The organism is Methylobacter sp. (assembly GCF_036845245.1).
Taxonomy (GTDB): Bacteria; Pseudomonadota; Gammaproteobacteria; order Methylococcales; family Methylomonadaceae; genus Methylobacter_A.
In genome coordinates this window covers 86,239-106,856 of the sequence record NZ_DAIUEH010000005.1, presented here as the reverse complement: position 1 = coordinate 106,856, position 20,618 = coordinate 86,239, and the positions used below count along the sequence as shown (strand labels likewise).

The following is a 20,618-nucleotide window of genomic DNA, read 5'->3' as shown; positions in this document are numbered from 1 at the left end:
GCTACGTCTTTTTATATAAACTGTTTCTCCGTAATTATCAGGAAAAAATAATGCCCATTAAGCTCGGCATGGTCATGGATTCCATCGACCATATCAACATAAAAAAAGATACCAGTTTTGCAATGTTACTGGAAGCGCAGTCCAGAGGTTGGGAACTGCATTATATGGAACTCAACGACCTGTTCCTGAGAAACGGCAGGGCTTATGCCAGAACGCGGACGATTAAAGTTCAGCGGGATCAGAAAAACTGGTACGAGTTTAGCGCGGAGCAGGATATTTCGCTGGATGAGCTGGATGTGATCATGATGCGCAAAGATCCGCCTTTCGACCAGGAATATATTTACGCAACCTATTTGCTGGAGCGGGCAGAAAGTATGGGGGTTTATGTGATCAATAAGCCGCAGTCGCTACGGGATGCCAATGAAAAACTTTTTACCGCGTGGTTTCCGCAGTGCTGCGCGGAAACCTTGGTTGCTCGTGAGCCTGCCAGAATCCGGAGTTTTTTGAAGGAACAGGGCGAAATCATTTTAAAACCGCTGGATGGCATGGGTGGCACCTCTATTTTTCATTTGCGCCAGGACGATCCTAATCTTAGCGTGATTCTGGAAACCATGACCCAATACAACAGCCGCTATGTGATGGCGCAAAAATATCTGCCGCAAATTGTAGACGGTGATAAGCGTATTTTGCTGGTTAACGGCGAGGTCATACCCTATGCCCTGGCGCGTATCCCCGCCCAAGGCGAAACTCGCGGCAATTTGGCGGCGGGCGGCCGCGCCGAAGGCCGCCCATTAACCGAACGGGATCGCTGGATTGCAGGTCAAGTAGGTCCGACATTACGGGAAAAAGGCCTGATTTTTGTCGGCATTGATGTGATCGGCGATACGCTGACCGAAATTAATGTCACCAGTCCTACTTGCGTTCAGGAATTGGATCGCCAGTTTGGGTTGAATATTTGCGGTCAACTCATGGATCATATTGAAAAGACCCTTGCCGCACCTGCTCCCGGCAGGTTTGCGGCATACACACCATCCATGGCGATAAATGAAAACACATCAGGTAATGTTTGATCCGCCTGCGCCGCTGTCTAATAATGATTCATTATTAATTGCTTTATTTTTAGCGGCTGTAATTCATGTCATTATTGGGTTGGGGATTAATTTTACAGCGCCGCAACCGGAGCAAGTCAGCCGATCTATTGATATTACCCTGGTCAATATGCCGGCCAAAAAAGCGCCTGAAAAGGCGCAATTGCTGGCGCAGGAAAATCAGGTTGGTGCGGGTGAACAAAGTAAGAAACCGGAGCCTCCTCCGCAACAACTGCCCAGTCAAGGCAATAACCAAGTCAAGCAGGTAAAAAAGAGCGAACCCGAGCACAGCGCGCCCAAAGCGGTAAAAAAACTGATTACCCAGCTTAAGGCGGAAAAAAAGATCGTTACCGCAAGCAAGCCGGATACTGAGCCTCATGTTGAAAAACACCCGCAATTGACTGCGGAAATGCTACAGCAACAAATTGCCCAATTGGGTACAGAAATCAGGCTCAGCCAGCAAAGTGGCGAGCAGGCCAAGATAAAATTTGTTGACTCGGTGAGCGCCCATAAATATGTTGCGGCTCAATACATGAAGGATTGGGAAGATAAAGTGGAGCGTACCGGTAATCTTAATTATCCTGAAGTAGCGGCCAAGAAAAATTTTTCCGGCACCTTAACCATGGATGTCGGAATAAAATCAGATGGCAGTATTTACAGCATCCGCATCAACCAGTCGTCGGGAAATCCGGCATTGGATGAGGCGGCTAAAAAAATTGTCCGGATGAGTGCGCCCTTTGCGCCATTACCTACAGAGTTGTTGAAAGAACTGGATGTGCTGGTGATTACCCGGGTTTGGAAATTTTCTGATGAGTCAGGCATGACCACTCGATAAACAGTTGCTTAAGTTAACGTAAACTTTGATACTAATATCTATGAACGACACTACTTACTTAAATAACCAATTCATTATCGCCATGCCCACTCTGGCGGATCCCAACTTTTTTCATACGGTTGCCTACTTGTGCCAACATAATGAAGAGGGTGCATTAGGTATCGTCATTAACCGGTCGACGGATATGAAGTTGGGCGAAATCTTCAAGCAGATGGATATAAGCGTCACTGCGCCTGATGCAGCTGAAGCACCTGTTTTTGCCGGTGGCCCGGTGCAACAGGAGCGCGGCTTCGTGGTGCATACTTCCGGCGGGGACTGGCATGCAACCATGCCGGTTTCAGAGACTATTTCCCTGACAACATCCCGTGACGTGCTTGAAGCTATTGCCGCCGGCGAAGGCCCGGAGCAGTATTTGATTGCTTTAGGCTATGCCGGTTGGGGTGCCGGGCAATTGGAAAAAGAAATCATGGATAATGCCTGGCTTAATACGCCTTGCGGCGAACGGGTTTTGTTTGATACGCCGGTTAACTTGCGCTGGAGCGCGGCAGCCGAGCAAATCGGCATTGATATTAACCAGCTGACCACTCCGGCAGGACATGGCTAATTCCAGTCTGTATTTGTTTGAGCAAAGCCCAGACGCCGCAACTGCTCCCGGCAGGTTTGCGGCATACACACCATCCCTGGCGATATAAGCTATGCAAGACCCATTACTAGCCAAAAGCAATGCCGATACCTATTTAGGTTTTGATTTCGGCACTAAAAAAATAGGCGCGGCTGTCGGTCAAACGACCACGGCCACCGCAAGTCCGCTACAAACCATTCGCTCGATCAATCAAAACCCCAACTGGGAAATAATCGGCAAGCTGATACAGGAATGGCGTCCCACCGGGCTAGTGGTCGGCATATCCAAGCAGGCCGACGGCTCGGATAATCCCGTAACGCCTCGAATGTTAAAGTTTTGCAGACAGCTGGAAGGGCGTTACCAATTGCCTGTTTTTCAGCAGGACGAGACCCTGTCGACATTCGAAGCCAAGCAGATGTTGTTTGATGACGTCAACGTCAGCGCCAGCAAGCTCTGGGAAGTGCAGGATCAACTCGCCGCCCAGCTTATTTTGCAAACCTGGTTAAATGATCGTACAAAAAAGGACCATTAAGTGTTAGATATTTCTGAATTATTAAACAATCTGGAAGCCGAGTTAAAGCGCATTATCGACGACAGACAGCTGGTTAATCCATTGATGATAGGCATTCGTACCGGCGGCGTATGGATTGCCGAACAAATGCATCAGCGTTTAAATATCAGCGAACCTCTGGGGTTGCTGGATATTTCGTTTTACCGGGACGATTTTTCGCAAATCGGCGTTAATCCCAACGTAAAGCCCAGCCAGTTGCCGACTCATATTGAAGGCCGCGACATTATCCTGATTGATGATGTTTTTTATACCGGCAGAACCATACGCGCCGCAATGAATGAGATTTTCGATTATGGCAGGCCGAACCAGATCGTCCTGGCGGTATTGATAGAGCGCGATGGCAGGCAAATTCCACTTAACCCGGATTGTGTTGGCGCACGGATTAGCTTAAATGCCAACCAACGGATCAAACTAACCGGGCCGGAACCTTTAGGAATTCATCTGGAAACCATTGACGCGGTGGCCTAAACAATGACTGATAACCTGCAATTAAATGCGGAAGGCAAGCTTAAACACTTTTTGACCATTGAAGGTCTGGACAAGAGCTTATTGACGGAAATCCTCGATACCGCCGAGTCATTCGCCGGTATGTCCGAGCATCAGGTTAAAAAAGTCCCTCTGTTACGCGGCAAAACCATCGTCAATCTGTTTTTTGAAAACAGCACCCGTACCCGGACGACTTTCGAACTGGCTGCGACGCGCTTGTCGGCCGATGTGATCAACATGAATATCTCAACTTCGGCAACGTCAAAAGGCGAAAGCCTGCTCGACACCATCCGCAACCTGGAAGCCATGTTTGTCGATATGTTTGTGGTGCGCCATGCGCTCAGCGGCGCGGCGCATTTCATCGCCCAACAAACCGCGCCGCATATCAGCGTCATCAATGCCGGCGACGGACAGCATGCCCATCCGACTCAGGCCATGCTGGACATGTTTACGATACGCCAGCTTAAGCCGGATTTTTCCAACCTGAGAGTCGCCATTATCGGCGATATATTGCATTCCAGGGTGGCGCGCTCGGAGATACAGGCTTTAAATACCTTGGGCGCGGCCGAAGTCAGGGTGATTGCGCCCAAAACTTTGCTGCCTGCGCATGTGGAAAGCTTAGGCGTGACTGTTTCGCATAATCTGACCGAAGGGCTTAAAGATATCGATGTGGTCATGATGTTACGCTTGCAGAAAGAGCGAATGAGTTCGGCGTTACTGCCCAGCGAAAGCGAGTATTTCAAATGTTTCGGATTGACCGAAGAAAAATTGAAAATCGCCAAACCCGATGCGATAGTCATGCATCCAGGCCCTATTAACCGCGGTGTGGAAATCGATTCTAAAGTCGCAGACGGCCCGCAGTCGGTGATACTCAAACAAGTCAGCAATGGTATAGCGGTACGCATGGCTGTCATGGCGATGGCCATGCAAACGGCCGCACCTGCTCCCGGCAGGTCTGGCGGCGTACACACCATCCTTGGCGATCGCCACGCCGGTTCCGTACCGGCTAGTGGCATACACACCATCCCTGGCGATAAGGGGGCTGCGCAATGAAGCGGATACGCATAGAGCTCGGAAGAATCATCGATCCGGCCAACAACATCGACCGCGTCGGCTCTGTTTATATCGAAGATGGCAAGATTGTTTCAGTGACTGACGAACCGGCCGGTTTTGAACCGGATGCTGTCATTAATGCTGAAAATAAAATCGTCTGTCCCGGCTTTATCGATTTAAGTACCCGCTTGCGGGATATGGGGCACAGCCGCAAAGCGACATTCAAAAGCGAGGTGCTTGCTGCCGCTGCTGCAGGCGTCACCACGCTGTGTTTGCAGCCGGATACCGTGCCGGTCATCGATACGACTGCTGTTGTCGAACTGATCAAGGAGCTGGCGGAAAAGGCCGATTATCCGCAAATCTATGCAATCGGCGGACTTACCCAGAAGCTGGAAGGTACGGAACTAAGCTCCATGTTGTCGCTTAAACAAGCGGGATGCATTGCTGTCGGTAATGCCAATCAGCCGGTGAAAAACCTGTTGGTATTGAGGCGGGCCATGGAATATGCGGCCAGCCATGACTTATTGTTGATGTTCCGGTCCAATGATTTTTGGCTCGGCAATAACGGTTGCGCGCATGAAGGCGAGGTTGCTACCCGCTACGGTTTGCCCAGCATTCCTGAAGCAGCGGAAACCATAGCGCTGGCGCAATGTTTGGAACTGGCCGAGCTGACCGGCTGCCGTGTGCATTTTGGTCAGTTAAGCTGTAAGCGCTCGGTGATTAAAATACACCAAGCCAGAAAGTACGGTTTGAAGGTCAGCGCCGATGTCGCGATTCATCAGCTGCATCTGACTGAAAACGATATGACGCCTTTTGACAGCGCCTATCATGTATTGCCGCCATTACGTACCGAAGCGGATAAACAGTATTTAAGAAAAGGCCTGGCCGGAAGCACCCTTAACAGCATCTGCTCCGACCATCAGCCGCATGATTTGGACGCCAAACTGGGCGCGTTCCCGGAGACTGAGCCGGGCATGTCATCGTTGGAAACCTTGTTGCCGTTAATGCTCAAACTGGTTACCCAGCAGGCGATAACGCTGGAGCAGGGCATCGCTTGTTTAAGCACAAATCCGGCGCGGGTTCTGCGCTTAAATAGCGGTGCATTAACGCCGGGTTTTTCAGCCGATGTCTGTATTTTCGACCCGGAACTCGACTGGCAGGTTAATGCGGAAAACTGGAAAAGCCAGGGCTCCAACACGCCGTTTTGGGGGCAAACCTTGAAAGGTCGGGTAACCCATACCTTGCAGGCAGGAAAAATTATTCACCGGTTAGAGAGTTCAGCGTAACTTCTCATTATCGCCAAGCGATTAATAATTTTTTATTTACCACGAAGGCACGAAGGACACGAAGAAATAAAACTTCGTGTCCTTCGTGCCTTCGTGGTGATAATTTTTTTTAAAATAACGGAAAGACCACAACATGATGCAAAAAAGAACAGCTCACCAGATCGCCGATGTGCTGATTGAGGCTCTGCCCTATATCCAGCGCTTTAAAGGCAAAACCATCGTGGTTAAATTCGGCGGCAACGCGATGGTTGATGAAGAACTCAAACACAGCTTCGCACGGGACATCGTGCTGATGAAACTGGTCGGCTTAAACCCGATTGTGGTGCATGGCGGCGGCCCGCAAATCGGCCAGCTGCTGGAAAAACTGGGCAAAACCACCGGCTTTGTCGACGGCATGAGGATCACCGATAGCGAAACCATGGACGTGGTCGAGATGGTATTGGGCGGGTTGGTAAACAAGGAGATTGTCAATTTAATCAACATGCACGGCGGCAAAGCAGTCGGTTTGACCGGTAAGGACGGCAATTTCATTCGGGCCAAAAAACTGCACCTTACCCCGCGCGACAAGCTTGCTCCCGAGATCATTGATCTAGGCCATGTCGGCGAAGTGAGCAGCATAGACCCGGCGGTTCTCGATATGCTCGGAAGTAGCGATTTTATCCCGGTTATTGCGCCGATCGGGGTCGGCGATGACGGGCATTCTTATAACATCAATGCCGATCTGGTTGCCGGAAAAATTGCCGAACAGCTAAAAGCCGAGAAATTGATTTTACTGACCAATATACCGGGCATTTTGGACAAACAGGGCGCACTGCTGACCGGCTTATCGATCAAAAAGACCGAGGAACTTATCGCGGATGGCACCATTTCCGGCGGCATGATTCCTAAAACCCGTTGCGCGACCGATGCGATAAAAGGCGGAGTCACCAGTGTGCATATTATTGACGGCCGTGTCGATCATGCAGTGTTGTTGGAACTGTTTACCGATCAAGGTGTTGGAACTTTATTGCTTAAGGGCTAGTGCTGTAGGATGGGTAGGGCAACGCGAAACCCATGTTAATCAATAGCTTCTATGTGAAGGGTTTTTGATAGAAAGGACATAGTTTATGAATATAGATTGGAAGCAAGTCAATGCCGCTATATGGCGGCAGCAAACCGGTACGCTACGCCCTGTTAAAGCTATCGATCCGATTACGCTGGATGCGTTAATTGGCATTGATCGGCAGAAAGCGGAGCTGATAAAAAATACCGAGCGGTTTATTGCGCATAAACCGGCTAATAACGCGTTGTTGTGGGGGGCGAGAGGTACAGGAAAATCGTCACTGATTAAAGCGATACTTAATGCCTATAAATCGGACGGATTGCGTTTGATTGAAGTATTTAAGAGCGACTTATATAACTTGCCCTATATTGTTGATGAAATAAGAGAGCTTCCGCAGCGCTTTATCATTTATTGCGATGACTTTTCGTTTGACGCCAATGAAAACTCGTATATGGTTTTAAAGACTGTGCTTGAGGGATCTATTGAGCAGCCGCCGGAAAATGTATTGCTGTATGCCACATCCAATCGCAGGCATTTGCTGCCTGAGTATATGAAAGATAATCTCGATGCAAAACTGGTAGACGGCGAGTTGCATTATTCCGATGCGGTTGAAGAAAAGATTTCGTTGTCCGACAGATTCGGCTTGTGGTTATCGTTTTATCAGGCAAATATGGAGAGCTATTTGGACATTGTCGACAGCTACTTTCCGGATTATCGCGGCGATAAAAACGTATTGCACGAAGCGGCGAAAATGTTCGCCATGTCCAGGGCTTCCAAAAGCGGTAGAACTGCGAAGCAATTCTACAATTATTATTCGGAGGCGGACGAATAGTACTATGTGAAGGGCCGTACTTGTGGAGTGTCGTTGACTATATATCGCTTCGTGTCTCGGCAACTGCTCCTGCATTCATGCAGTCGTTGGTGGTGAATTTATAGACTGTTGCGAACACCCGTTACTTAACCGCCGCCGCTTCAATAAACGGCCTGAAAGCAGACCTTATATCACGCACTTTCTGGCTGGCGCAAAGCTCAGTGCCCAGCGACGATTCCCGGCAGTGAATATCCAGAAAAAGCTGCTGTTTTTTATCTTCGTCTTCTATTTTTGAGACCGACAAGCTCAGGTCGCTATCGGTTGCAGGCGCGCGGCCCATAATCAATTTGTCGGTATCGGTATCAATCGGTGTGGTGGCATGGGTATTGATAAAGTCATGCGCGGCTGCCCATGCCTTTGCGCATAGCGCATCGGTTTCGCAGGTATACAGGCCGATCTCATTGGCGACTTTATTTTGTGCGATGTTGTCAGATGCTTTCGATGGATCCGCATTGTTTTGAGTCAAGAATTTAAAGCGTTCGATGTTCGCTTCAAACTCGGCTTTGGCGCGATTCTTTTTCTCAATCTGTTTGTTTATCTCGGCGTAAGCGGCTTGTATCTGGACTTCTGTTTGCTTGATTTCGTCCAGCAAATTCTTTGGAATTTTTTTACCGTTACGCTCGAGTTCCGCGGCTTTCTTTTGTTGTGATCCGAGTTGGTCTTCGACGCGCTTTAAATTGCCTTGAGCCACATTTCGTTGTGCATCCAGGGATTGCATGGTTGTGTAAAGGCTCGCTTCCATGTCCTTTAGACTGCGAAAAGTGCTGAGCAACACTTTGTCGTTAGCCGCTTGCTGGGCGATGATTTTTTCCTGGGCTTTTTTCAGGGCATTCAAGCGATCATCGATAGCTTGCTGCTCTTTTGTTTTAGCTTTTTCGGTGACTTCAACAACCCGGCCTTTTTCGTTTAGAGATTCCCTGCGTAATTCAGCGTGTTCCGGCGGTACCTGGTCGGAGAAAACGGTTTCGCCCTTCTCGTTGACCCATCGATACATCTTTTTAGCAAACACAGACTGGCTGCTTAGACAAAGGAAACAAACTAGAAAAAAGCTGGCTGAAAAAATGCGTGTTTGCATGGCTGATTAATGATTTTTACAAGAAAAATAAATTATATTGCAAAGCTAGAGGATGTGCAGTTTTATCGCCTTGGCAGTCAACGCACTTATAAGGAAAAATCAAAGTGCAGCGAATCCGGCAGCGCCGGCAGCTTTTTTGGCGAGCTGATGGCGATGCGTTTTTCCCGTCCGGATTCGCCTGAAATGAGCTTGCAGGCCGATTTGCTGACCGCAAATTCATCAGCTATAAATGCAATCAGGTGCTGATTGGCTTTGCCGTCGATCGGCGCAGCCTTGATTCTCAGCTTCAGCCGGTCGCCATGCAGACCGGCCCATTCATCTTTGCTGGCTTTGGGTTGAACATGCAGACTCAGCGTTAAAATTCCATGTTCCCAATGGTACCAGTTCAACCGATCAAACTGGCTAATTGATGCAACGGCGGCAGTATGACCATTTTTGCCAGTTGCAAAAGCATCAACGCGGCCAAAGGCGACAAGTCTATGCCGCCCAAGTCTGGAATGAATCTACGGCAGAGGTTAAGCACAGGCTCAGTCAGGCTGTACAAGATAGACGATGCTGAGCTAAACGTGCCGGGGTTGAACCAGCTGAGTATGGCTCTGGCAAACACTGCATAGATGAAAATATTGATCAGCAATGAAACCAGCTGGGTCAGCGATAAAATGGTCAATGCGCCGATACTGATAGCAACGCCTTTCAACAGCAATATTGAAAAATCGGCCAGCATTTGCAGGCTGAGCACCAGCACCAGCGAGGACGTATCTATTTTTCCGATAGACGGCACAAAGCGGCGCAGCAGTTTTAACGGCGGATGCGTTGCCTTGACCAGAAATTGTGAGATAGGGTTGTAAAAATCGGCGCCGCACCATTGCAATAAAAAGCGCAGCAAAACAGCCAAAATATACAGCGAAAACAGCGAGTCGATTATAAAAATAGCCGGGTCGGTCATATAGCTGGAATCCATTATGAATTCTCCATTTGTTTAGACATTTCAATAGAGCGGTCTCGTGCCGCGTGTAATGCTTTTGCAACCAGCTCGGTAAAACCGCCTTGCTCAAAAGTCTCTATAGCCTGCTGCGTGGTACCGCCGGGAGAGGTGACGCGCTTACGCAGCTGTTCCGGCGATTCGGCCGATTCCAACGCTATTTTGGCGGCGCCTAATGCAGTTTGCTGCACCAGCAAACGTGCGGTTTCCTGGCTCAGGCCCAGTTCCAATGCGGCTTTTTCCATGGCTTCCATCAGCAGGAAATAATAGGCGGGGCCGCTGCCGGAAACCGCGGTCACCGCGTCCAACTCGGCTTCGTCTTCGACCCATAGCGCAATACCGACCGCACGTAAAATATTTTCCGCCAGATCGCGTTGCTCAGCCGTCACCTTGTCGTTGGCATGCAGAGCGGTTGCTCCGGTCAGCACCAGCGCCGGTGTGTTGGGCATGCAGCGTACAATGGCGGTGTCAGCGCCTAACCAGCGGCTCAAACTGTTCTGGTTAATACCGGCGGCGATCGATACCACCAGCGATTTTTTTTGTTGAATCAGCGCGGCGATACCTTGCGCCACAGCGCCTAGCGTCTGCGGCTTGACTGCCAGAACCACGACGTCAACCGCATTGACGACGTCATCATTGTTTGCCGACGTGTTAACGTTTAACTGTTCAGCCAGATTATTTAACGTGTCGGGGTTAATATCCGATACCCAAATCTGTTCAGGAGCATGGCCGCTGGCAATCAATCCGCTGATCAAGCTGGACGCCATATTGCCGCCGCCGATAAAACCTATCTTGTTTGTTTTCATGCTTGTTTAATGTGTTTGTTGAGTTGAAAGTATTTTACCCTATATGAGGTCTGCATAATAAATCACAAGGCTTTTGATCTGACAAGCTGTGCTACATTACGCGCATCAAACGATAAACAGAGCTTATGATCGAAACCATTTATATAGAAGAAGCTATCCGGCAACACCCGCGAGTTTTGGATATTGTTGCGCGATTTTCGCAAGCCAGGAGAATAACCTGCGGCCGTTACGGGGAAGTATTTAATCCCAAAGCGCAAAACTTCCGTCTGCAAAAGCAACAACCCGCGTTGATATTGGCGGAGAAATATAAGAACTTTGCGCTGCCTGCGCCGGTGGGTTACGGCATCGGAGCGAGCAGGAATTACTATTTTTCGCATATGCTCAACTGTCTGTACGATTGCCGTTACTGTTTTTTGCAGGGCATGTACCAGTCGGCTAATTATGTGCTGTTTGTCAATTACGAAGATTTTCAGCAAGACATCCGGCAGCTGTGCTTTGAGTCGCCTGACGAAAAACTGCATTTTTTTTCCGGCTACGATTGCGATAGCTTGGCCTTGGAACCGGTCACCGGCTTTGCCGAGCAGTTTTTGCCGTTTTTTGCAACGATACCGAATGCCTGGTTGGAGTTAAGAACCAAAAGCACCCAGGTCAGAAGCCTGTTAAACCGCGAGCCGCTACCCCGGTGCATAGTCGCTTTCAGCTTGTCGCCGGATGAAATAGCGGAAAAAGTCGAAGCTAAAGCGCCATCGCTACAGCGCCGTCTGGATGCGTTATGCAAATTGCAGGACCAGGGCTGGCAAATCGGCTTGCGTTTTGATCCGCTGATTTATCAATCGGGCTATCGGGAGCAATACCGGGAACTGTTCGAACAGGTTTTTTCAAGAATCGATTTAAACCGGTTGCATTCGGTCAGTTTAGGCGTGTTCAGGTTGCCGGAGAACTTCTTTAAAAAACTGCACAAACTTTATCCTGAAGAAAAACTTTTTGCCGGACCCTTGATTAGCCAGCAAGGCATGGTTTCTTACAAGCAGGAACTGGAGCAGGAGATGATGCACTACTGCACCGAGCAACTCTTAAACTACATTCCAGCCGAGAAGTTTTTCCCATGCACCTAATTTCGTCCAGAAAGTGATTAAAAGTATTTTATTTACCACGAAGACACGAAGGACACGAAGTTTTATTTCTTCGTGTCCTTCGTGGTGATATTTATTAATGAGAAACCAGTTATGAATCCTATTAAGCGCACGGTTTTGATAACCGGAGCCAGTTCCGGCATCGGCCGCGCGATAGCCCGGAATTTATTGCAACAGGGCCATCATGTAATCGGCGTATCCCGCGATAGCGGGAAGTTTGCCCGGCAGATGGATAACTTCACTCCCGTGCAGCTGGACTTAAGCCGGTTAAGCGACATTCCGCAAAAAATCCACGAACTGGAGCAAGCCTTTCCCGGAATTGATGCGGTAGTTTTATGCGCCGGGCAGGGCCGGTTCGGTTCAGTGGAAGAGTTTTCCTACAGCCAGATTGAAGACCTGATGACCTTGAATTTTACCAGCCAAGCTTTTTTGGTTAAGGCGCTGCTGCCCGCTTTAAAGCGCAAGGATCACAGCGATTTGATTTTTATCGGTTCGGAAGCCGCCTTAAAAGGCAGCCGCAAAGGCGCGATGTATTGCGCGACCAAGTTTGCGCTGCGTGGTTTTACCCAAGCCTTGCGCGAAGAATGCGGCAAAAGCAATGTGCGGGTCTGCCTGATCAATCCCGGCATGGTCAAAACCGAGTTTTTCGAGCAACTGTCTTTCGAGCCGGGCGATGAACCAAGCAACTTTATCGAGCCTGAAGATGTTGCCGAGGCGGTGTCTTATGTGTTGAATTCACGCGTGCAGATAGTGATTGATGAAATCAACCTGAGTCCTTTGAACAAGGTTGTGAAGTTTAAGAAGCCTTGATTGAAAATGGGCGACGTAAATTACTGACGTTATAAAGCAATAAGAAATTGGCTTACTTTGAAGAGCCTCATATCTTGACAGGAACATATCGCTTGCTAAGCCACTGAGTTATATAGATAGGCAAAGCTTGTCTTGAGAGAGCCTAATATTATGTTTTTATTATTGAATTTATAAGCCAACTGATTGCTTTTTACTTTGATGGTTTAGTGAGCACTGAGTTCTGGTACTAGCGCTGCAATGACAGTTAAAATATGCCGCCCGACATACCGAACTTTAACATCAAGGATAAAAGAATGAATACAAGCTCCACCTCACAGCCCATTGACGTACAATCCCCCGCATTTTCTTTCACTAACCGCATCTTGTCTGCACAACTGATGGGCGTTTCCGAGCAAAACGGAAAAACCACGCTGACTCCCAGCTCGGTCAATCCTGAAAGCAATGGCTATCAATCTCCCTACCAACTTTCTTTTAACTTTAGCTGGGCCGACCTGGTTTCAGGTTTGACGCAAACACCTTTCACCGAATGGCAGCAGGAAGGCAATCCAAATTATTTTAAAAACATTCCACAAGACTGGTTCGATCCATCGATTTACAAAGAAAACGCATCTAATTGGCAACAAGTTGGTTCATTATCCTGGGGGCCAGGACCCGGCTATTACCCGCAACCGACGCCGCCATCCGATGTGACAAATAGCACCGAATGGCGGCTTCAGCGCTTAGTCGCCGTTGCTGCCTCAATGATAGGCTATGGTTATCTGCATCATCATATTCCGGACTGGAACCCCGGTCAGAATTGGTATACGGCAATCAATATCACGCCGACCGATCAACTTGTAGGGCAGGGGTTGGATTGCAGCGATTACACGTCATGGCTACATAACTATGGATTGGGCATTTATTTAGACACGGATGTAGCGAATCAAGGTGCGATGGTGCCTGGAGCTAAGTTGGGAGCTACCGCGATAATAGCGAACAACAGCAATCCTTCGTTTACCGTTACGCGCATCGCCGATGCATCAATGGATTATGAAACCCTGCGTCAAACGCTGCAAACAGGCGACCTGCTCTATATCGCAGGAGGCGTTGCCGAATCAAAAACCGCCATTCAAAATGCGCTTGCAGCCAACCAAGCCGATCCTGGCACCTCTTCGACGCCGCTCCCCGCAATCACCCATGTCATCATGTGGTTAGGTAATGTCGGCGTTTCAAACGGCAGCATACCTTTGGTGACCGATAGCCATGGCGGAGAAGTCATGGATGAAAACGGAGTTCTCGTTCCAACCGGAATCCAAGTACGACCGTTCAACAATTCGGGCTCAGGATCGAACCCGAATATTCCAACGCCTGAAACCTCACCGAGTTGGTACTTCGATCATTTCCTTTGGGCGTTGAGAATCAGCTAATTCATTGAACCGCATAAAAATAATTACATCATCAGGAGATAAACCATGTCTAATTCATCCCCGCTCAGCCTGCCGCTTTATGTTTTCCCTTTACCCGACAAAGGCGGGTTCAAAATCGGCATCAAAATCAGCTTTGATAACACCACATTCAAAATGTATGAGTTCGACACAGGCGGTAGCGGCTTCTGGGCGGCGGGCAATTCGCATTGGTGGTCACAATTCACGCCGCCCAATCCGAATCCCGGCCCGCAACAAATCAACTATTCAAGCGGCATCCAATACACCGCCAATCCGGTCATAACCACTTTATACTTTGAAAACCCGGATATTCCGCCCCTTTCCACGACGGTCGCACAGATCACCCAGGCAACGAAGAACAATAACACCGGGTTCGAACAACTCTGGCAAAACGCATTTAATGAAGCCGATCCGCAGCCGCCGCTCTGGGGTAATTTTTTCGGTGATTTCGGTATGGGTCTCTCACCATTCATGGACAAATCAAACAACACGGGATTGCTATACGCCATATTGCCGCAGCTGACCGATCCATTATGCAATGGCTTCATCATTGACCTGGGGCCTTATCCCGGCAATACTGAGCCCAATGCAGAAGGATGGGTGCAAAAAGGCAGCATACAAATCGGCTTGAATACAGACGACAGCCAAAGCTTTCCATCCAGGTTCAAAATGCTGGTCTCACCCTCGAACCTTAAATTTCCGGATTCAGGGATGCCGACCTATAGTGAAAAACTGGTCACGGCAACGCTGGAACTTTCTCCGCCCAATTCGAATTTCAGTCAAGCGATTGATGTGGTGTTTGATACCGGCGCGCCCTCCATAGAGATTCATGTAGGCGCGCCGACCATTACAACCGAGGCGCTGAATCCTTATCTTGAGCAGGCTCTTAACGACAACATAAAATCCTCCGAAGTCAAAGGCGGCATTGCGTTTAATTTGACAGCCGAAGACATCAACGCTGTATCGAAAACAGTGGTGCAAGTTCAAAAAACCGGCGGAGATTCGGGTAGTAACGAAGCCAGCGCTACTCAGCTCAACTTGAATCCGCCCGGCTATGTCAATGTCGGGCTTGTGCCATTCTTCAATGGCCAAGTGCTTTATGACCTCCGCAATGGAATCATCGGATTCAAACCCTATAGCTGATGATTGAAGAAATGGCCGATAAAGTCGATCAAAGTTTGCCCATTTGGATCTTTCGCACGGTTGGATTGTAAAGCAGGCGCTTGGCTGATTGCCTCGGGCAGGAAAAACAGCACAGGCGCCTGACGCTGTAAGCATTTGCAGATGTTGATGCAGGCAGGCCATTTCATCAATTGGTGCAAGCTTGAGCCAACCAATAAGCCGCGACAGATTCCACGCTAATAGGGTTGCAGTAGACTGGCAATGCGATGGCTGGGTCCGGCACGACTATGACTTTCTAGCGACGGTGAATAGACCGGCTGTCCAATCCTTAATCAACTCACACTCGGTTTCTGCAACAATCCATTATCGGCGAAAAACTGGAAGAGTTCGAGCCCCGCGAAGTTCGCCGTATCTTGGGCGGACGATATGAAATGCACTAGGATTCAGGAACTCACTACTATATATTGCGGCTGTGGCATATGCGTGAAGATAGGTAGGCATGCCGGATATACATGGGCGCACCAGTCAGTATGACGCCATCAAAAAATTATTTCTTTCTTACGTCCACTGGTAATAGGAGAATAGTAAAAGGTGGGCTGAATATCTAAAAACTTCAGGAAAGTAGAACCAAGGACAGACAAACACAATAATGAATAACAATATCCTCCAGTACGAATCAAAAATCTGGGCCACTGCCGATCTACTGCGCGGCTGCGGCATTAAAGAATCCGAATGGCCTTCATTTATGATGCCGTTTTTTGCCCTCACCATGATTGAAAGTCGCCTCGTCAGAATGTTTGACAGCCTTAAGGACGAAATCGGCGAACAAGCCTTTGCCAACATCGCTAAAGACGATCTTTACGATATGATTAAAGATCAGGGACAGGGCTATAACATCTTCATTTTTGAAAAAAGCCAGTCGTTAACCGACATCTGCAAAAACGACAAATCGTTCGAGATCGACTTTGACGCCTACCTCAAAGGTTTTGATGGCGAGACCAAAGACCTGCTCGGCGTGGATGCGACCGATGGCGAAAAATTCCTCGACATTAAAGGCGTGATCAACAAGCTCAAAGCCAAAAAAATCTTGTTGGGCTACACCAAGTTATGGGCCGAGATTGACCTTAAACCGTTCAACAACTCCGAAATCACCACGCTGGAAGAGCACATCAAACGCAAATGGGCGGATATTTCCGCCGAAACTGCGGGGGAGCAATACACGCCCGACGACGTGATCGCGTTGATTGCCGAAATCATCGCCTCCAAGCTTGAAGAATCCGACACCCTGCTCAAAATCTACGATTGCACTTGCGGCGGCGGTAACCTGTTGTTTGGTGTCGAAGATCGCATTAACCAAAAATTCAAGCGCCTGACTCAAACCTTCGGCCAAGACTGGAACGATGCGCTTTATGCACTCGCCAAGATTGAAAGCCGCTTTCGCCCCGATTCCAAAGTCGAACACGGCAATACTCTAGTGAGCGACAAGTTTGATAACGACGAATTTGATGTCGTCATCGCCAATCCGCCGTATGGCGTCAGCTGGAAAGGCTACGATAAAGACATCATCAACGACAAGACCGGACGTTTTAAATTTATACCGTCGATCTCGGACGGGCAACTGCTGTTTATGCAGCACCTTATATCCAAGCTCGACAGCGTCGGCATGGGCGTCGTGGTGCATAACGGCTCGACGCTGTTTGGCGGCGATGCGGGATCGAGCGAGAGCAATATCCGTAAATGGATGTTGGACAGCGACGTTGTCGAAGCAGTGATACAACTGCCGACCGATGAGTTTTTCAATACCGGCATTTACACCTATTTATGGGTGCTGAATAAAAACAAGCAGCCGCACCATAAAGACAAAGTGATGCTGATTAACGCCAGCGACAAATTCAAACCGCTGAAGAAGAGTAAAGGCTCCAAGCGCAAAGAAGTCGATGCAGCCAGCCGCCTGGAAATCGTCGCCACGCTCACCGCGTACCAGGATACCGATTACGCCAAAGTGTTTGACAAGGAGTTTTTCTATTTCAACAAACAAGCCATTATGCTCACCAATGTCGATGAACACGGCAACAGCTTTGCAGAGAAATTGAAAGAAGGTAAAACCAGCGAAAAACTCACGCCTTTAAGCCTGACTAACGGAGAGCGTGAAATCACTGAATTTGTCATAACCAACGTTAATAGCGATAACTATCGCAAGATAGGCGAGCGGCATGCTTACCTGAAGGTCAGCGAACAAAATGCCGAGTACGCAAGCCCTTTGATGTCCATCAACGCGGGCTCTGCCAGTCCTAACTCGCTTGCCGAATACTTTGAGCGAGACATCAAACCCTTTATTATTGGACTGGATTACAAAGAACAGCCGCTGGTCGTCACCACCAGCCAAGGGCGATATTATTTTGATGTAAGCCAAGAAACCTTGATTAAGGAAAGCGCCGGAAAAAAAGAAGCCTTAGGTTGCGGCAAAATTGTAGTGAAATCCGCCCTCAAGAAATCCAGCAAAACTCAGCCGGAGCGCATCGAAATCAGTGTTGACCTCACGCCCGATTATCAGAAAGATTACGAGATTATTCCTTTTCATAAAGACCAAGCCGACAATCGGGCGGCTATCGAAGCCTTTATGGCGAAATACATCAGCAAGCCGTTTGAATATTTGGAGAACGTCGTCGGCGTGGAGCTGAACTTTAACAAAATTTTCTACAAGCCGGAAAAGCTGCGCGAAGTGGGCGATATTTTGGGCGAAATTGCCGCGCTTGATCAGCAGTTGAAAGCATTGGAAGCGGGGTTGACGTTATGACGATGACAAACGCATCAACGGCATTGATTGAAGAAATAAAAACCATACTCACGGTTGCTAGGCAAAAGGCAGCAACGGCGATTAATTTTGCCATGGTTGAAGCTTATTGGCTTATCGGAAAACGTATTGTCGAAGAAGAGCAATACGGGAAAGGGAGAGCAGGTTACGGACAATTTTTATTAAAAGAATTGTCACAAAAATTGATTGTCGATGTAGGTAAAGGATTTGATGAAAGAGAGCTACGACGGATTAGGCAGTTTTATCAATGTTTTCCAATATGGGACGCAGTGTGTCCCGAATTGTCTTGGTCACATTATCGGTTATTGATTAGGATTGAAAACATAGAAACAAGACGGTTTTATATGACCGAAACAATACAGCAGCACTGGAGTACACGAAAATTGGATAGAAACATTAGCCCCCAATATTTTCAACGTATTTTAGCCAATCAATCGCCAAAAGAAATAGGCGCAGTGACAAACGCAAATTTAGATTTTATTAAAAACCCCTATGTGCTTGAGTTTTTAAACCTGCCTGCTAACTTTACCTATAAAGAAAAAGATTTAGAAGCAGCGATTATTAAGCATCTGCAACAATTTTTATTAGAGTTAGGTAAGGGATTTGCCTTTGTGGCACAGCAAAAACTTATTCGCACCGAAACCTCGGATTTTTTTATAGACCTTGTTTTTTATAATTATCTGCTCAAATGCTTTGTAGTCATTGATATAAAAGCAGGTAAATTAGCGCATAAAGATATTGGGCAATTGGATATGTATGTACGAATGTTTGACGACCTTGAAAAACAGGCGACCGACAATCCTACTATTGGCATTTTGCTGTGTGCTGATACAGACGATGTCGTGGCTAAATACTCTGTACTTAACGACAAAAACAATCTCTTTGCCTCAAAATACCAACTCTATTTACCAAGCGAAACCGAGTTAAAACAGTTACTGGAAAATGACCGCATTATGTTTGCCTTAAATCAAGCGGACCAGGGAAATCAGCTATGAATGTACAGAGTATAAAGCGCTATGAGGCTTATAAAAACAACGGAGGTGAGTGGCTGGGAGATGTGCCCGCGCATTGGGAAGTGACGCGGGTTAAGGAAATTTCCACAGTAGTTAATGGTGCAACGCCTAAAAGCAGTGTTGCAGAAAATTGGGATGGTGAGTTGCCATGGGTAACTACGGATGATCTTGGCAAGTTAAATACAAAATTTATTACGGATACAAAAAGAAAAATTACCGCGAAAGGTTATGCAAGTTGCGGAACATCTATTTGCCCAATCGGTTCGGTTGTTATTTCTGGACGTGCGCCAATTGGTCACATTGGTATACTTTCGATAAAAGCAAGTTCCAATCAAGGTTGTAAGACATTGGTTTTGAGGCATAAGGCTGCAAATAATTTATTTATTTTTTACAGTTTATTGTCTTCAAAATCAAAACTTGAAGCATTAGGGAGAGGCACAACATTCATTGAGTTATCCACTAAAGAGCTTAGTCTTTTTAATTTACCTATGCCGCCATTGGCGGAGCAACAAGCCATCGCCAATTACCTCGACGAAAAAACCGCCCACATCGACCGCATCGTCGCCACCATCAACAGCCAAATCGACAAACACAAGGAACTGCGTCTTACCCTGATTAACGATGTGGTGACCGGGAAAATTAAAGTTTGTGAAACAATTGAATAAAAAATGAAAATCTATTTAGACAACTGCATGTTTAATCGCCCCTTTGACGAGCAATCACATATTCGTATCAGGTTGGAAACTGAGGCGAAACTTGCAATACAAGAAGAAATTAGACGGGGAACTTATCAACTGATATGGTCATATATTCTTGATTATGAAAATAGCAAGAATCCATTTCAAGAACGCAAAGAACAAATTGTCAAGTGGAAAAAATACGCAATAACCGATGTTGAAGAAAACCCGGAAATCATAAGCATGGCCATTTCGTTAAATGACAAAGGACTGCAAAAAATGGATTCATTGCATATTGCTTGCGCCATTTTTGCTAAGGCTGACTATTTTCTCACCACGGATGATAACGTGATTAAGAAAGCAAACACAATCACCAACGTAAAAATTGTTGACCCTATTGATTTTATAAAACAGGCATTACCATGATAACTGACACAGAAATTAAATTAAAAGGCATTCATTTACTCAGCGAATATTTGGGTGATGTTGAAGCTGAAAGGTTTATCTCCCTAATTCAACGCGAACCGTTTGACTATACAAAATGGCGGCAAGGATTGGATGAAAACTTATCTATTGAAGACATCAGCCACAAAGCGATGTTATTAAGAAAATGAATTAACAATTAAAAATTTGACTATGAATAAAAAACCACTCAACCCCGATGAACTTAAAAAAATCATTCAAACCACGCAAGCCATAGAGGGTTACAAGCCCGCTACAACCGAAGTGATTCAAAAAGTTCAGCACTTACGGCGACAAAATGGCTTGAGGTCGTTAACCGAAGACTTTATCAAGACGATGTTGACTGGGGATTGCATGGCGACGACTAAGCTGCTGAGCCGGGAGTTGATTGTCACGGCGGCTCGGAGCTTCGCCTCTTGAGTACCCAAGCTCCAAGCTTGGGAAC

General features: G+C 47.5%; 22 protein-coding genes and 1 pseudogene. 19 read left to right on the top strand and 4 right to left on the bottom strand.

Features of this window, described 5'->3' with window-relative positions; all coding sequences use genetic code 11:
* Window positions 1–50: 50 nt before the first annotated feature.
* The 9 genes and pseudogenes from gshB to V7051_RS03995 all read left to right on the top strand — a co-directional run bounded on the left by gshB (window position 51) and on the right by V7051_RS03995 (window position 7,815).
* Window positions 51–1,070, top strand: coding sequence for a glutathione synthase (gene gshB / locus V7051_RS04035; protein ID WP_333873690.1), 1,020 nt, complete (start codon window positions 51–53; stop codon window positions 1,068–1,070).
* Window positions 1,045–1,923: a TonB family protein gene (locus V7051_RS04030; RefSeq protein WP_333873691.1), complete on the top strand. Its 879-nt coding sequence runs from the start codon at window positions 1,045–1,047 to the stop codon at window positions 1,921–1,923. The genes gshB and V7051_RS04030 overlap by 26 nt, the downstream gene beginning before the upstream one ends.
* Before the next feature lie 40 nt (window positions 1,924–1,963).
* The gene (locus V7051_RS04025; RefSeq protein WP_333873692.1) at window positions 1,964–2,527 is read left to right on the top strand and encodes a YqgE/AlgH family protein; all 564 of its coding nucleotides are present in this window, start codon (window positions 1,964–1,966) and stop codon (window positions 2,525–2,527) included.
* A 91-nt stretch (window positions 2,528–2,618) separates the two neighbouring features.
* On the top strand, window positions 2,619–3,077 hold the full coding sequence (gene ruvX / locus V7051_RS04020; protein WP_333873693.1) for a Holliday junction resolvase RuvX: 459 nt from the start codon (window positions 2,619–2,621) through the stop codon (window positions 3,075–3,077).
* Window positions 3,078–3,584 (top strand): bifunctional pyr operon transcriptional regulator/uracil phosphoribosyltransferase PyrR, encoded by a 507-nt coding sequence (gene pyrR, locus V7051_RS04015; RefSeq protein WP_333873694.1) that lies wholly within the window; start codon window positions 3,078–3,080, stop codon window positions 3,582–3,584. It begins immediately after the preceding gene.
* 3 nt (window positions 3,585–3,587) lie between these two features.
* Window positions 3,588–4,529: pseudogene (locus V7051_RS04010) on the top strand (aspartate carbamoyltransferase catalytic subunit); the annotation flags it as partial.
* A 122-nt stretch (window positions 4,530–4,651) separates the two neighbouring features.
* Complete coding sequence (locus V7051_RS04005; protein WP_333873695.1) at window positions 4,652–5,941, top strand: dihydroorotase; 1,290 nt, start codon at window positions 4,652–4,654, stop codon at window positions 5,939–5,941.
* A gap of 136 nt (window positions 5,942–6,077) precedes the next feature.
* A complete protein-coding gene (argB, locus tag V7051_RS04000; RefSeq protein ID WP_442919627.1) occupies window positions 6,078–6,962 on the top strand; it encodes an acetylglutamate kinase in 885 nt (294 codons plus the stop codon).
* Window positions 6,963–7,047: 85 nt separating this feature from the next.
* Window positions 7,048–7,815, top strand: a complete 768-nt coding sequence (locus V7051_RS03995) for an ATP-binding protein (protein WP_333873697.1) — start codon at window positions 7,048–7,050, stop codon at window positions 7,813–7,815.
* Between the two features lie 121 nt (window positions 7,816–7,936).
* Here V7051_RS03995 and V7051_RS03990 read toward each other — a convergent pair whose 3' ends face one another.
* From V7051_RS03990 to proC, 4 genes are all read right to left on the bottom strand, one after another.
* Window positions 7,937–8,929: a DUF4124 domain-containing protein gene (locus tag V7051_RS03990; RefSeq protein ID WP_333873698.1), complete on the bottom strand. Its 993-nt coding sequence runs from the start codon at window positions 8,927–8,929 to the stop codon at window positions 7,937–7,939.
* A gap of 86 nt (window positions 8,930–9,015) precedes the next feature.
* Entirely contained in the window at window positions 9,016–9,318 is a 303-nt protein-coding gene (locus V7051_RS03985; protein WP_333873699.1) for a DUF167 family protein, read from the bottom strand.
* Window positions 9,315–9,890, bottom strand: coding sequence for a YggT family protein (locus V7051_RS03980; RefSeq protein WP_333873700.1), 576 nt, complete (start codon window positions 9,888–9,890; stop codon window positions 9,315–9,317). The genes V7051_RS03985 and V7051_RS03980 overlap by 4 nt, the downstream gene beginning before the upstream one ends.
* The gene (gene proC, locus V7051_RS03975) at window positions 9,890–10,717 is read right to left on the bottom strand and encodes a pyrroline-5-carboxylate reductase (RefSeq protein ID WP_333873701.1); all 828 of its coding nucleotides are present in this window, start codon (window positions 10,715–10,717) and stop codon (window positions 9,890–9,892) included. Before proC ends, V7051_RS03980 begins: the two co-directional genes overlap by 1 nt.
* Window positions 10,718–10,842: 125 nt before the next feature.
* Between proC and V7051_RS03970 the strand changes: the two genes are divergently transcribed.
* From V7051_RS03970 to V7051_RS03925, 10 genes are all read left to right on the top strand, one after another.
* The gene (locus V7051_RS03970) at window positions 10,843–11,832 is read left to right on the top strand and encodes an SPL family radical SAM protein (protein WP_333873702.1); all 990 of its coding nucleotides are present in this window, start codon (window positions 10,843–10,845) and stop codon (window positions 11,830–11,832) included.
* A 111-nt stretch (window positions 11,833–11,943) separates the two neighbouring features.
* Window positions 11,944–12,660, top strand: a complete 717-nt coding sequence (locus tag V7051_RS03965) for an SDR family oxidoreductase (protein ID WP_333873703.1) — start codon at window positions 11,944–11,946, stop codon at window positions 12,658–12,660.
* Between the two features lie 293 nt (window positions 12,661–12,953).
* On the top strand, window positions 12,954–14,066 hold the full coding sequence (locus tag V7051_RS03960) for a hypothetical protein (RefSeq protein ID WP_333873704.1): 1,113 nt from the start codon (window positions 12,954–12,956) through the stop codon (window positions 14,064–14,066).
* A gap of 45 nt (window positions 14,067–14,111) precedes the next feature.
* The gene (locus V7051_RS03955) at window positions 14,112–15,227 is read left to right on the top strand and encodes a hypothetical protein (protein WP_333873705.1); all 1,116 of its coding nucleotides are present in this window, start codon (window positions 14,112–14,114) and stop codon (window positions 15,225–15,227) included.
* 628 nt (window positions 15,228–15,855) lie between these two features.
* Window positions 15,856–18,003 (top strand): HsdM family class I SAM-dependent methyltransferase, encoded by a 2,148-nt coding sequence (locus tag V7051_RS03950; RefSeq protein ID WP_333873706.1) that lies wholly within the window; start codon window positions 15,856–15,858, stop codon window positions 18,001–18,003.
* Window positions 18,000–19,016 carry a PDDEXK nuclease domain-containing protein gene (locus tag V7051_RS03945; protein ID WP_333873707.1) on the top strand — a complete coding sequence of 339 codons (1,017 nt, stop codon included), beginning with the start codon at window positions 18,000–18,002 and terminating at the stop codon, window positions 19,014–19,016. The genes V7051_RS03950 and V7051_RS03945 overlap by 4 nt, the downstream gene beginning before the upstream one ends.
* Window positions 19,013–19,699 carry a restriction endonuclease subunit S gene (locus tag V7051_RS03940; protein ID WP_333873708.1) on the top strand — a complete coding sequence of 229 codons (687 nt, stop codon included), beginning with the start codon at window positions 19,013–19,015 and terminating at the stop codon, window positions 19,697–19,699. The genes V7051_RS03945 and V7051_RS03940 overlap by 4 nt, the downstream gene beginning before the upstream one ends.
* 3 nt (window positions 19,700–19,702) lie before the next feature.
* Window positions 19,703–20,137 (top strand): PIN domain protein, encoded by a 435-nt coding sequence (locus V7051_RS03935; RefSeq protein ID WP_333873709.1) that lies wholly within the window; start codon window positions 19,703–19,705, stop codon window positions 20,135–20,137.
* Complete coding sequence (locus V7051_RS03930; RefSeq protein WP_333873710.1) at window positions 20,134–20,325, top strand: hypothetical protein; 192 nt, start codon at window positions 20,134–20,136, stop codon at window positions 20,323–20,325. The genes V7051_RS03935 and V7051_RS03930 overlap by 4 nt, the downstream gene beginning before the upstream one ends.
* 22 nt (window positions 20,326–20,347) lie before the next feature.
* Window positions 20,348–20,593, top strand: coding sequence for a hypothetical protein (locus tag V7051_RS03925; RefSeq protein WP_333873711.1), 246 nt, complete (start codon window positions 20,348–20,350; stop codon window positions 20,591–20,593).
* The last annotated feature ends 25 nt before the right edge of the window (window positions 20,594–20,618 follow it).